A 13099-nucleotide genomic window follows, 5' to 3' on the forward strand; every position below is an offset into this window, starting at 1 on the left:
GATCCGAGGCCCCACATGCACCGACGCAGCACCGCCGCACGCGCTACCCTGCTCATCTCCGTGCTCACCGCCGCGGCCCTCGGGCTCGCCGGGTGCACCGCAGACCCCGACGAGAACGGACCAGCAGTGACCGGCATCATCCCCGCCCCCGCATCGTTCACGCTCACCGGCGGCCAACCGTTCACGCTCACCGCCGACTCGCGGCTGGTGGCCGTCGGCGACGGTGCAGCGGCGGCGGCCGAGACGTTCGCCGCACCGGCACGCGCCGCCACCGGGTTCGCCCTGCCCGTCGTCGAGGGCGAGGCCGCGGCATCCGACATCGCCCTCGTCGTCGCCGACGGCGAGGCCGACGGTGCGAACGAGGGCTACACGCTCGAGATCGGAGGCGACGGCGTGCGCATCGGCGCCGCGACCGCCGCCGGGCTGTTCTGGGGCACGCAGTCGCTGCGCCAGCTGCTGCCCGCCGACATCGGGCGAACGGATGATCCGACGCCGCCACAGGGCGGATGGGTCGTGCCTGCGGCATCGGTGGCCGACCAGCCGCGCTTCGCGTACCGCGGCGCGATGCTCGACGTCGCGCGCCACTTCTTCTCGGTAGAGGAGGTGCTGCGGTTCGTCGACGCGATCGCACTGCTGAAGCTCAACGTGCTGCACCTGCACCTCACCGACGACCAGGGCTGGCGCCTCGAGATCGAATCGTGGCCAGAGCTCACCGGCATCGGCGCATCGACGTCGGTCGGCGGCGCCGGCGGGGGCTTCTACACGCACGACGATTACCGCCGCATCGTCGCGTACGCCGCCGAGCGCTTCGTCACGATCGTGCCTGAGATCGACCTGCCCGGGCACACCAGCGCGGCGCTCAGCGCCTACCCCGAGCTGAACTGCGACGGGGCGGCGCCGGCGCCGTACGAGGGCATCGAGGTGGGCTTCTCGTCGCTGTGCGCCGCGCCCGAACGGGCCGATACGACCGACCGGTTCCTCGCCGATGTCACGCGCGAGGTCGCCGAGCTCACGCCGGGGCCGTGGCTGCACCTCGGCGGCGACGAGTCGCTCGCGACCCCCGCCGATGCGTACCTCGACCTCGTGCGGCGCATCGCGCAGGCTGGCGCCGCGACCGGCAAGACGCTGATCGGCTGGCACGAGATGGGCGCATCGCGCGAGCTGCCGCCCGGCACCGTCGGGCAGTACTGGAGCTTCGTCGAGCCCGCAGGCGATGCGGTCGCCCAGACGCGATCCTTCGTCGAACAGGGCGGCCAGGTCATCCTCTCGCCCGCAGATGTCGCCTACCTCGACATGACCTACGCCGGCGACCCGCAGACCCCGCTCGGTCGGCCGATCGGACAGGACTGGGCGAAGGGCCCGACGACGCTCGAGGAGGCCTACCTCTGGGAGCCGACGGCGATCGTGCCGGGCATCGGCGAAGACGACATCCTCGGTCTCGAGGCGCCCGTGTGGACCGAGACGCTGACGACGATGTCAGAGGTCGAGTTCATGGTGTTCCCGCGGATCGCGGCGATCGCCGAGCTCGCGTGGTCGCCACGGCCCGACGCAGACACGATCCGCGAGACCGGCGAGTTCTTCGCACGCGTCGCGCGGTTCGGGCAACACCTCGATGCGATGGGGGTCGCGTACCACCGGGTGCCCGAGATCGCTTGGGCCGAATAGCCTGGCGGGTTTCGATCGCGTTCAAGCAACGGTACGCCGCCTACTTGACGCTTCCGGCGGTGAGCCCTCCGACCAGGCGCTTCTCGATGATCATGAACAGCACCACGACGGGGATGATCGCGACGATCGAGACGCCGAACACGTAGTGCCAGCTCGTCTCGTATTGCCCGACGAACTTCGTGAGCGCGACCGACAGTGGCTGGTTGCCCGCGGTCGAGAGGATCACGAGCGAGGCCGCGAACTCGTTCCAGCACGCCACGAACGTGAAGACGATCGCGGTCACGATGCCCGGCCACACGAGCGGCAGGTTGATGCGGAAGAGCACCGTCATGCGCCCGGCGCCGTCGATCTGCGCCGCCTCGTCGACCTCCTTCGGGATGCCGGCGAAGAACGAGTGCATGATCCATACCGCGAACGACAGGTTGAACGCGGCGTTGATGAAGATCATCGCCGCCCACGTGTCGATCATGCCGAGCGTGACGAACTGGCGGAACAGGCCGGAGGTGAGCACGGCGGGCTGCAGCATCTGCGTGACGATCACCAGGAAGAGGAACACCATGCGGAACGGGAACTGCATGCGCGCGGTGTAGTAGGCCGCGGGCATGGCCACCAGCAGTACGAGCAGCGTCGCGAACACCGAGATCACGATCGTCGAGATGAGGTTCTGCACGAGGGGCGTCTCGGGCGTCGACCACATGTTGAGGTAGTTCTCCCAGTGCCACTCCGTGGGGAAGTAGGTGGGATCGACCGAGCGGATCTGCGCCTTGGTCTTCACCGAGCCGAAGAACATGATCACGTACGGCAGGGTGAACACCAGCAGCACGATGAGCCCGGCGAGCATACGCACGAGCACCTTGCCGATGGGGACCTGGTCTTCGGTGTAGCGGCGCTTGCGAGCGGATGTCGCGGGCGGGGCGATGGTCTCGAAGGCGGGGGCGGTGACGGCCACGGCTCAGACCTCCTTCATGGGCTTGACCACGCGCACGTAGATCGCGACGATGACGATGACGATGAGGAACGCGACGACCGAGAGGGCGCTCGCCACGTCGACCTTGTGCTGGTTCTGGATGTACTTGAAGATCATCGTCATGATGGTGTCGGCGTCGTAGCCGGGTATCGACCCGGTCATGACCTTCAAGATCGGCAGCGAGTTGAACACGTTGATGATGTTGATGAGCACGGCCACCGAGAGTGCGCCGCGCAGCTGTGGCAGCACGACGCTGAAATAGGTGCGCGCGGGGCCCGCGCCGTCCATCTTGGCGGCCTCGAGCACATCGCCCGGCACCGTCGCGAGACCCGCCAGGATCGTGTACGTCGTGAACGGCAGCGACACGAAGATCGCGACCACGATCGACCACGCGAAGGCGGTCTCGGGGTTACGGGTCCAGCCGTAGCCCTCGGGGGTGGCGATGAGCCCCACGTCGACGAGGAACTTGTTGATGATGCCGAAGTACGGCTCGAGCCCGTAGTAGACGACCATCGTCGTCATGACGACCGAGGCCGCCCACGGGATGATGACGGCCAGCCGCACGATACGCCGGCCGGGGAATGCCTTGTTGAGGATCTGGGCGAGGCCGAGGGAGATGACGACGGTCGCGGCGACGACGACGACCACCCACACGATCGTGCGCCCGAAGATCGGCCAGAAGTACGGGAAGGTGAAGACCTCGATGTAGTTGTCGAAGCCGACCGAGCCCTTGTCGAGCCCCGAGATCGAGATGTCGCGGGTGGAGTTGTAGAACATGACGACGGCGGGGAACAGCACGACGCCGAAGATGAGGATGAGGGCGGGGCCGATCCACGGCAGCGAGGCGAGCAGCTCGCGCCCGCCGCGGCGCGGCTTCGCGGCGCCGCCGCTGTCGGGCCCGCCGGGGCGGGGGCGGCCGTCGGCCGCCCCCGCCCCGGGGATCGATGACACATCGGTGGTGGTACTCATGGTTCGGTGGTCACCGATCCCTCCGGGGTGTATTGCGATGGAACGGGAATCAGCCGGCGTCGGCCTGCGCCTGGATCTCGGTGAGGACATCCTGCGCGGGCTTGGTCTGGAGCTGCCCGAAGAGCGCCTTGAACGCGCCGTCGGTCACCGACCAGGCCGGGTTGGTGCTCGGGTAGAACTGCGCGTCGGGCAGCACCTCGAGGAACGGCGCGAGCGCCTCTTCGCCCGAGAGCTGCTCGGCGCCCGACTTCGTGACGGGGAGGAAGCCCTCGGTCTGCACCCACGGCACATAGACATCGGCCGTGTAGTAGTAGTCGAGGAACTTGGTGATGGCGTCCTTCTTGTCGCCGTCGTTCTCGAATGCCATGAGCTGGTCCATGACGCCGAGCGTGAACGGGCTGCCGTCGGCCGTGGGAATCGGCACGATCGAGTAGTCGAGTTCGGGGTTGCCCTCTTCGATCTGGCCGACGGTCGGCGGAAGGCCCACCTGCATGCCGATCTTGCCCTGCACGAAGATGTCCATGAGCGGCGAGCGGTCGGTCGAGCCGGGGTCGGCCTGCGTCGCGCCGGCGTCGATCATCTTCTTGATCTGCTCGGCACCGGGCAGGTTCGCGGGGTCGTCGACGGTGATCGCGTCGGCGTCGCCGAACGTGCCGCCGCCGCCCCAGAGCCACACGGCCGCCTCGGCCTGCGCCTCTTCTGAACCGAGGGGCATGCCGTAACCGGCCACACCGCCGCCGAGTGCCGAGACCTTGGTTGCGGCGTCGAGCAGCTCGTCCCAGTCGGTGGGCGGCGCCGCGACGCCGGCCTGCTCGAGCAGCGTGTTGTTCACGAACAGCGCACGGGCCGACGCGATGAGCGGCAGCGCGTAGGCGGTGCCGTCGACCTCTGCGTTCGCGAGGAACGACTCCTGGAAGTCGCCGAACGTCTCGGCCGAGACGACCTCTTCGGCCGGGTACAGCAGCTCATCGGCCGCGAAGCCGGCGAAGGGGCCGCCGTTGTAGATGTCGGGTGCCTCACCGCCCTGGATCTTCGTCGCGATGACCGACTCGAGGTTGTCCCACGACTGCACCTCGAGCTTGACGTCGATGTCGGGGTTCGCGTCTTCGAAGCCGGCGATCACGTCTTCCCAGAGGCCCTGGGTGTTGTCGGAGTAGCTGGGCACGAGCAGGTCGAGGGTGGTCGAGCCGCCGGCGTCGCCGCCGTCGGTGCCACCGCCGAAGCCGCATGATGCGAGCGTCAGCGAGGCGGTGGCGGCGAGCGCCACTGCGGCACTGAGGCGCAGGGACTTCTTCATGGATGCTTCCTCACTCTGGTGGATGGGTGCACCGCCGAGCTGGAGCCTCGCGACGGTGCGTGTGTTCGTGAACACGCACTCTCAATCGTCGGAGTGGTGTTTCGTGAACGTTTCGCCGAGTAAACGATCATGTACGTTCAATCGACGCTCGGCAATCTACGACGAATGACTTATGCGCGTCAAGGCGCGGAAGCCATTTGTTATCTGATTTTGTTCAGAACCCTCACAAAACTCAGTCGTGCAGCTGTCGTGACGGAACGATCTTTTCGATGATCGATAGACATGGATTGCGGTCATCTGCAATCATGGATGCGTCATCACGTTGCGTTCCTCCGCGACGCACACCGAACCGAGTGGAGCACACCGTGTCCCTGCAGTCCGCACCCGCCCCCGCCGCGCACATGGCGGCCGAGCTCGCCTCCCAGCCCGACACATGGGCCCGCGCCGCCGACCTCCGCGACGAGCAGTCGCGACTGCCCGCGCGCGGTGCACGCATCGCCGTCGTCGGCTGCGGCACCTCGTGGTTCATGGCCCAGTCGTACGCGTGGCTGCGCGAGACCGGCGGCCACGGCGAGACCGACGCGTTCGCAGCATCCGAGGCCTTCGTCGACCGCGGCTACGACGCGGTCGTCGCCCTCACCCGATCGGGCACCACGACCGAGGTGCTGCAACTCGTCGAAGGCCTGCGCGGTCGCGTCCCCACGATCGGCGTCATCGGCGACGCGGGCTCACCCCTCGTCGACCTCGTCGACGAAGCCATCACCCTGCCGTTCGCCGACGAGCAGTCGGTTGTGCAGACCCGCTTCGCCACCACGGCACTCGCGCTGTTCCGTGCCTCGCTCGGCGAAGACCTCGGCGGCGCCATCGCCGACGCGAGCAGCGTGATCGCCGACGACCTCGACCCGGTGCTCGTCAACGCCGAGCAGTTCACGTTCCTCGGTCGCGGCTGGTCGGTCGGGCTCGCCCACGAGGCCGCCCTCAAGATGCGCGAGGCCTCGCAGTCGTGGACCGAGTCCTACCCCTCCATGGAGTACCGCCACGGCCCCATCGCGATCGCCGCACCCGGCCGGGTCACTTGGCAGTTCGGCCATGCACCCGATGGCCTCGCCGCCGATGTCGCCGCCACGGGCGGCCGATTCGAGGCGAGCGCGCTCGACCCCATGGCCGAACTCGTGCGCGCGCAGCGCGTCGCGCTCGCTCGCGCCCAGGCAAAGGGCCTCGACCCCGACCAGCCGCGCAACCTGACGCGTTCCGTCGTGCTCGAGGCGTGAAGCCCATGACGACCGCCGATGCGCCGGGGCCACTCGGCCCAGGCGTGCCGGTGCTCGCGTTCGACGTCGGCGGCACCGATACGAAGTCAGCCCTCATCGGTGCCGACGGCGCGGTGCTCGGCCTACGCCGCACGCCGACCCCGCTCGATCCTGCCGACCCGGCCGGCGCCGTCGTGGCGTCGATCGGGACGCTCGCCCGCGCGCACCTCGACGAGGCTCCGGGCATCGCGCCCGTCGCCGTGGGCGTCAGCGTTCCGGGCCTCGTCGACGAGGTGTCGGGCGTCGGCATCTTCGCCTCGAACCTCGGGTGGCGCGACGCGCCCATCCGCTCACTCGCCGAGGCCGCCACCGGCCTGCCCGTCGCCTTCGGTCACGACGTGCGCGCCGCCGGCGACGCAGAGCACCGTCTCGGCGCAGCGCGCGGCTACGGCGATGTCGTGGTGCTCGCGATCGGCACCGGTATCGCGAGTTCGCTCATCCTCGACGGCCGCCCCTATGCGGGCGGCGGGTACGCCGGGGAGTTCGGTCACTCGCTCGCCGACCCCCTCGGCGAACCGTGCGCGTGCGGCGCGATCGGCTGCCTCGAGACCATCGCCTCCGCGGGCGCGATCGCACGACGGTACCGACAGGCGTCGGGCAACCCCGCGACCGGTGCGAAAGACGTACTCGCCGCCGCCACCACCGGCGACCCCGTGGCGAAGCGCGTCTGGAACGACGCCGTCGAGGCGCTCGCGCAGGCCCTCGCCCGGCTGGTGGCGAACCTCGCCCCCGAGGCCATCGTCATCGGCGGCGGACTCGCCCAATCGGGAACCGCCCTGTTCGAACCGCTCGGCGAGCGGCTCGATGCGCTGCTCAGCTTCCATCGGCGCCCCGCCCTCGTGCACGCCCAGCTCGGCGACGACGCGGGCCTGCTCGGCACCGCCCTCGCGGCGCGCGATCTCGCCGCCGCGCGCGCAGCTTCACGCACGACTGGGGTCGCCTCGTGATCGTCACCGTCACCCCGAACCCGGCCGAAGACCTCACCTGGCACGTCGACCGGCTGCTGCCGGGCGAGACCCACCGGGTCGCCGCGGGCGCGTCGCGCGCGGGCGGCAAGGGCATCAATGTGGCTCGGGTGCTCGCGGCCGAGGGGCACGAGGTGATCACGCTCGCCACCGCCGGCGGCGCGACCGGCGCGCGCCTCGCCGACGACCTCAGCCGCAGCGGCCTGCACCACGCACTCGTGCCGATCGCCGGCGAGACCCGCCGCAGCATCGCGATCGTCGACGAGACGAGCGGCGAGACGAGCATCCTGAACGAACACGGCGCGGCCCTCTCGCCGGCCGAAGCGGCGGCATTGGTCGCCGAGGCCGCGCATCTCGGGCGCAGGGCCTCGGTCGTCGTCATCAGCGGCAGCCTGCCGCCCGGGCTCGATCCCGACGCGATCGCGGCGCTCGTCGCTGAGCTCATCGCCGCCGGGGTCGCCGTCGTCGTCGACACGAGCGGGCCCGGCCTGCTCGCCGCGGCGCGGGCGCGCGCGACCGTGCTGAAGCCCAACCGCGACGAGCTCGCGGCCGTCACGGGCGAGTCCGACCCGGTCGCCGGGGCACGGGTGCTGCTCGACGAGGGCGCTCGCCTCGTGGTCGTCTCGCTCGGCGCCGAGGGGCTGCTCGTGCTCGACGCGTCGGGCGAGGCCCGGGGCATCCGTGCTCGCCTGCCCGAGCCGTTGCACGGCAACGCCACCGGCGCCGGCGACGCCGCCGTCGCCGCGATCGCGGCCGCCCTCGCCGAGCACGGCGAGCTGCGCGACGCCGGCGACGCCGATACCACGGCCGCGCGCCTCGCCATGGCCCGCAGGGCGACCGCGTGGTCGGCCTCGGCCGTGCTCATGCCGCTCGCCGGCGCCCTCTCGCCCGATCACGCGGCGCTCGAAGCCCAAGTCGTCGTCACCACCCTCGAACCCTCCGAACCACAGCAACCCCGGGAATCCGCATGACGCTCACCGCCACCCGCACGATCCTCGACGCCGCCGCGGCGGCACGCACGGGGGTGGGCGCCTTCAACGTGCTGCACCTCGAGACGGCAGAGGCGCTCGTGGGCGCCGCCGAAGACACGGGGCTGCCCGTGATCCTGCAGCTGTCCGAGAACTGCGTGCGCTACCACGGCGGCTTCGAGCCGATCGCACGTGCGACGCTCTCGGTGGCCGAGGCGTCGAGCGCAGCCGTCGCCGTGCACCTCGACCATGCCGAAGACCCCGAGCTCGCACTCGTCGCGATCGAGCACGGTTTCGGCTCGGTCATGTACGACGGCGCGAAGCTCGACTTCGCCGACAACGTCGCCACCACGCGCCGGGTCGTCGAGCGTGCCGCACTCGCGGGCGTGCTCGTCGAGGCCGAGCTCGGCGAGATCGGCGGCAAAGACGGCGCCCATGCACCCGGGGTGCGCACCGACCCCGACGAGGCGGCGCAGTTCGTCGCCGAGACCGGCGTCGACGCGCTCGCGGTCGCGGTGGGCTCGTCGCACGCCATGACCGAGCGCAGCGCCGCACTCGACCTCGAGCTCATCGCGCGGCTGCACGCCGCAGTGCCCGTGCCCCTCGTGCTGCACGGATCGTCGGGCGTTCCCGACGACACCATCGTGCGGGGCATCCGTTCGGGCCTCACGAAGATCAATGTGTCGACGCACCTGAACGGCGCGTTCACCGGCGCGATCCGCGACTACCTCGCGCGGCACCCGTCGGCCGTAGACTCGCGAAAGTACGTCGCGGCCGGCCGCGAGGCGGTGCGGCTCGAGGCCGGTCGCCTGCTACGACTGTTCGCGTCGGCACAGTCCGCATCGGCACAGTTCGCGCCGGCACCTGAGGGAAGCGAGATCGGATGAACCGTGCGGAACGCCTGAGCGCCGTGCTCGACCTGCTCGCCGAGACCGGCCAGGTCGAGGTCGACCAGATCATCGAGCGCCTCGACGTGTCGCCCGCGACCGCACGTCGCGACCTCGACGCCCTCGCGAGCCAGCAGCTGCTCACGCGCACGCGCGGCGGCGCGGTGGCGCACTCGGTCGCCTACGACCTGCCCATCCGCTACAAGAACCAGCAGCACCCCACATCGAAGGCGGCCATCGCCCGGGCGGCGAGCAACCTCGTGCCGCGTGGCGCGGTGATCGGGCTGTGCGGCGGCACGACCGCGACGGCGATCGTCGAGCAGCTGCTCACCCGCGGGGACATCATGGAGCCCTCGGCCGATCCCGGGCTCACCGTCGTCACCAACGCGATCAACATCGCCATGCAGCTGGCCGTGCGCCCGCAGATCAAGACGGTCGTCACCGGCGGTGTGGTGCACGCACGCTCGTACGAGCTCGTCGGCTCGTACACCGACGCGGTGCTCGGCAGCATCACGCTCGACTTCGCGTTCATCGGCGTCAATGGCATCGATCCCGTGGTCGGCCCCACCTCGCACGACGAACGCGAGGCCGCGGTCAACGCGCTCATGGCGTCGCGCGCGGCGCACGCCGTGCTCGTCGCCGACTCGTCGAAGATCGACAAGCGCGCGTTCGCGTCGATCGGCCCGCGACGGCTCTTCTCGACGCTCATCACCGACAGCGGCGTGACGCCAGAGCAGCGGGCACGCCTCGCCGATCAGGGCTACGACGTTATCGTTGCCGAGTGAGGTCTTCTTCTTCCACGGTCGTCCACTCCGCCCGGCTCGTCAGCGGGTTCGACACCGTTCCCGACTCGTGGGTTCGGTTCGAGGGCGAGCTCGTCGCCGCACGGGGCATCGGCGACAGTTGGCGCGAGGCGCTCACGCCTGACGCGGTCGTGACCGACGCCGCGGGGCGGCTGCTGGTGCCCGGATTCATCGACATCCACTGCCACGGTGCCGGAGGCGCCTCGGTCGATGACGGCGAGCAGGCGATCGAGACGGCGCTCGCGGTGCACAACGCGCACGGCACGACGCGTTCGGTGCTCTCGCTCGTGACTGCGGGAGTCGAACCGCTCGCCGCTCAGCTCGAGACCATCGCCCGCGTCACCGCACGCGACCCGCGCGTGCTCGGTGCGCACCTCGAGGGCCCGTTCCTCGACGCCGAGTTCCGCGGCGCACACGACCCTTCCCTGTTGCGCCCTGCCGACACCGTCTCGGTCGCCCGGCTGCTCGAGGCCGCCGACGGCACGCTGCGCCAGATCACGATCGCCCCTGAGCACGCAGGTGCTGCCGATGCGATCCGCCGGTTCACCGAGGCGGGCGTGCGCGTCGCCGTCGGGCACACCGGCGCCGACTTCGCGACCGCGCTCGCGGCGTTCGACGCCGGCGCGTCGATTCTCACGCACGCGTTCAACGGCATGCGCGGCATTCACCACCGAGCGCCAGGGCCGGTCGTCGCGGCGATGCGCGCCGACCACGTCACCCTCGAGGTCATCAACGACGGCGTGCACGTGCACCCCGAGGTCGTGAACCTCGCCTTCGCCGGGGCACCGGGGCGCGTCGCGCTCATCACCGACGCGATGGCGGCGGCGGGCTCGGCCGACGGCACCTACCTGCTCGGCTCGCTCGAGGTCGTCGTCGAGGCGGGCGTGGCGCGGCTCGCTCGCGGCGGCTCGATCGCCGGCTCGACCCTCACGCAAGACGAGGCGCTGCGACGGGCGGTCGTCGACAGCGGAATCGCACTCGAACACGCCGTGGCGGCGCTCACGAGCGTTCCCGCCGCGGCCATCGGCCGCGAGCGCGACCTTGGGCGACTCGACCCCGGGTTCGCCGCCGACGCCGTGCTGCTCGGGGATGCACTCGACGTGCAGGCGGTGTGGGGCGCGGGCGTGCGCCTCGGCTGAGCAGGGCAGGGCAGCCGGGCGAGGCGGGGCCCCGAGGCGTGTTCCCCATCGCCCCCGGGCCCCAGCCCGTTCGATCGGATGACGCTCCCCCGGGACATCCGACCACCGCCGGTTTCCCGGCGTCCGTCTCACGAGTTCGGGTCACGGAAGACGGCGGTTCCTGAGGGCCCGCTTGCGCATGCCCTCACCTGAGAGACGGGTGGCTGCGGGATCCATGACGCGATTCTGAGAATTTTCTGCTGAAATGGGTGCACCCGCCGAGCGCGCCGTCATGATCCACCTGTCGGCGCGTCTCTTCAGGTGAAGCCCGTCACCTGAAGATCCGCACCCGAAGGAGCCCCGCGTGCCCCCGACACGCATCGAACACGACGCAGACGCGGCGCTCATCGAGCGCACGCGCCAAGGCGAGAGTTCGGCGTTCGCGCAACTCTGGCAGCGGCACTCGGCATCGGGTCGCACGGTCGCTCGCTCCTACAGTTCGCTCGACCCCGACGATCTCGTCTCCGAGTCGTTCACCCGCATCTACGACGCGATCCTCGCGGGCAAGGGCCCGACGACGGCGTTCCGGCCCTACCTCTTCACGACGATCCGCAACACGGCGGCCAGCTGGGGTCGGGCGCGACACGAGACGAACCTCGAGACCCTCGAGTCGTTCGAAGACCCCGACACCAGCGAGGCGGCCACGCTCGAGGCGCTCGATCGCTCGACGACCGCACAGGCGTTCCGGTCGCTGCCGAGCCGCTGGCAGGAGGTGCTCTGGTACAGCGAGGTCGAGGGAATGTCGCCGCAGCAGATCGCGCCGCTCGTCGGCATGAGCGCCAACAGCACGGCCGCGCTCGCGTATCGCGCGCGCGAGGGGTTGCGCCAGGCGTGGATCCGCGCGCACCTGAAGCACGCGACCGAACCCGAGTGCCGGTGGACCATCGACCGGCTCGGCACCTACACGCGCGGCAAGCTGCGCGCGCGCGACACCGCCAAGCTCGAGACGCACCTCGACGACTGCGCCCGGTGCACGATCGTCGCCGCTGAGGCACGCGAGGTCGGTTCGCGGCTCGCGCTCGTGCTGCTGCCTCTGGCCGCGGGCATCGGCGGGGCGACCGCATATTCCGGATGGCTCTCACAGGGCGCCCCCGTCGCCGACTACGCGATGGGCGCGGCCGGGGTCGGTGCCGCGGCCGGCGCAGCCTCTGGTGCCGCGTCGGGCACGGGGGGTGCGGCCGGGGTCGCCGGCGCGGGGTCAGCGGGCGCTGCGGGTGCTGCGGGCGGCGCGGGTGCCGGTTCTGCGGGCGGCGGTGCCTCGGGCACCGGCATCGCGATCGGCGCCGGCGCCGCCGTCGCGGCGGCGGTCGCCGCCGCGGCCGTCATGCTGCCTGGCCTCATGGCCCCTGACGAGCCGCCGGCACCCGCACCGTCAGTCGAATCGCAGACGCAGCCGGAGGCGCCCGCACCGGTCACCCTGCCCGGGCCGACGCCGGTCGCCGAAGCTCCGCTGCCGCCGCGCACGGTCGGGCCCGACACCGTACCGGTGCCGGCGCCCGTGGCGGCGCCCGCACCCGCCGCGCCGCCACCGCTGCCCGCCGAGCCGATCGACACGAGCGCACCTGCGCCGACAGTCTCGTCGGTCGACACCGCCGGAGGCATCGCGCAGCCCATCGTGAGCGGCACTGCAGAGCCGGGTGCGACCGTCGCCGTCGCCGCGGACGCGGGTTCGTGGACGACCGTGGCAGGGTCATCCGGTGCGTTCTCGCTCGAGACGACCGGTCTGCCGGCCGGACACTCCGACCTCGCCGTCACGCAGACCGACGTCGCCGGCAACGTCTCGGAGCCCGCGCTCGTCGGCGTCGACCTGGTCGCGCCGACGCTCGTCATCGACTCGAGCGACACCCGGCGGCCGATCATCACGCTGTCGGGAGTGAGTGCGGCGACCGTCGAGATCCTCTTCGACGGCACCGTGACCGAGATCGTCGCGGTCGACGGCGGCAGCGTCGAACTGCGCGGCAGGGTGCTCTCGAACATCATCACCATGGCCGATCCAGAGATCTCACTGCGTTACCTCGTCGACGGCCGCGCGGGCGCCTGGGCCACCGCGACCTACGCCGGCTGAGCTCCGCGCGACGGGGCCCGAGCCC

General features: G+C 71.0%; 11 protein-coding genes. 8 read left to right on the top strand and 3 right to left on the bottom strand.

Annotated elements, in window-relative coordinates; all coding sequences use genetic code 11:
• Nucleotides 1-15 precede the first annotated feature (15 nt).
• The gene (locus ABD164_RS09385; RefSeq protein WP_344295626.1) at nt 16-1665 is read left to right on the top strand and encodes a beta-N-acetylhexosaminidase; all 1650 of its coding nucleotides are present in this window, start codon (nt 16-18) and stop codon (nt 1663-1665) included.
• 40 nt (nt 1666-1705) lie between these two features.
• Here ABD164_RS09385 and ABD164_RS09390 read toward each other — a convergent pair whose 3' ends face one another.
• The 3 genes from ABD164_RS09390 to ABD164_RS09400 are packed head-to-tail and all read right to left on the bottom strand — an operon-like array spanning nt 1706 to nt 4898.
• Nucleotides 1706-2614 (bottom strand): carbohydrate ABC transporter permease, encoded by a 909-nt coding sequence (locus ABD164_RS09390; RefSeq protein WP_344295628.1) that lies wholly within the window; start codon nt 2612-2614, stop codon nt 1706-1708.
• Between the two features lie 3 nt (nt 2615-2617).
• Nucleotides 2618-3601: a carbohydrate ABC transporter permease gene (locus ABD164_RS09395; protein ID WP_344295629.1), complete on the bottom strand. Its 984-nt coding sequence runs from the start codon at nt 3599-3601 to the stop codon at nt 2618-2620.
• A gap of 49 nt (nt 3602-3650) precedes the next feature.
• Entirely contained in the window at nt 3651-4898 is a 1248-nt protein-coding gene (locus ABD164_RS09400) for an extracellular solute-binding protein (protein ID WP_344295630.1), read from the bottom strand.
• Between the two features lie 401 nt (nt 4899-5299).
• Here ABD164_RS09400 and ABD164_RS09405 point away from each other — a divergent pair, with 401 nt between their 5' ends.
• The 7 genes from ABD164_RS09405 (at nt 5300) to ABD164_RS09435 (ending at nt 13074) form a co-directional block, all read left to right on the top strand.
• On the top strand, nt 5300-6169 hold the full coding sequence (locus tag ABD164_RS09405; RefSeq protein ID WP_344295873.1) for an SIS domain-containing protein: 870 nt from the start codon (nt 5300-5302) through the stop codon (nt 6167-6169).
• A 5-nt stretch (nt 6170-6174) separates the two neighbouring features.
• On the top strand, nt 6175-7155 hold the full coding sequence (locus tag ABD164_RS09410; protein WP_344295631.1) for an ROK family protein: 981 nt from the start codon (nt 6175-6177) through the stop codon (nt 7153-7155).
• Complete coding sequence (locus ABD164_RS09415) at nt 7152-8144, top strand: 1-phosphofructokinase family hexose kinase (protein WP_344295633.1); 993 nt, start codon at nt 7152-7154, stop codon at nt 8142-8144. The genes ABD164_RS09410 and ABD164_RS09415 overlap by 4 nt, the downstream gene beginning before the upstream one ends.
• Complete coding sequence (locus ABD164_RS09420; RefSeq protein ID WP_344295634.1) at nt 8141-9028, top strand: class II fructose-bisphosphate aldolase; 888 nt, start codon at nt 8141-8143, stop codon at nt 9026-9028. The genes ABD164_RS09415 and ABD164_RS09420 overlap by 4 nt, the downstream gene beginning before the upstream one ends.
• On the top strand, nt 9025-9813 hold the full coding sequence (locus ABD164_RS09425) for a DeoR/GlpR family DNA-binding transcription regulator (RefSeq protein ID WP_344295635.1): 789 nt from the start codon (nt 9025-9027) through the stop codon (nt 9811-9813). The genes ABD164_RS09420 and ABD164_RS09425 overlap by 4 nt, the downstream gene beginning before the upstream one ends.
• The gene (locus tag ABD164_RS09430) at nt 9810-10970 is read left to right on the top strand and encodes an N-acetylglucosamine-6-phosphate deacetylase (RefSeq protein WP_344295637.1); all 1161 of its coding nucleotides are present in this window, start codon (nt 9810-9812) and stop codon (nt 10968-10970) included. The genes ABD164_RS09425 and ABD164_RS09430 overlap by 4 nt, the downstream gene beginning before the upstream one ends.
• A 343-nt stretch (nt 10971-11313) precedes the next feature.
• Complete coding sequence (locus ABD164_RS09435; RefSeq protein WP_344295638.1) at nt 11314-13074, top strand: sigma-70 family RNA polymerase sigma factor; 1761 nt, start codon at nt 11314-11316, stop codon at nt 13072-13074.
• Nucleotides 13075-13099: the final 25 nt, after the last annotated feature.

Source organism: Agromyces neolithicus (genome assembly GCF_039529735.1).
Lineage (GTDB): Bacteria > Actinomycetota > Actinomycetes > Actinomycetales > Microbacteriaceae > Agromyces > Agromyces neolithicus.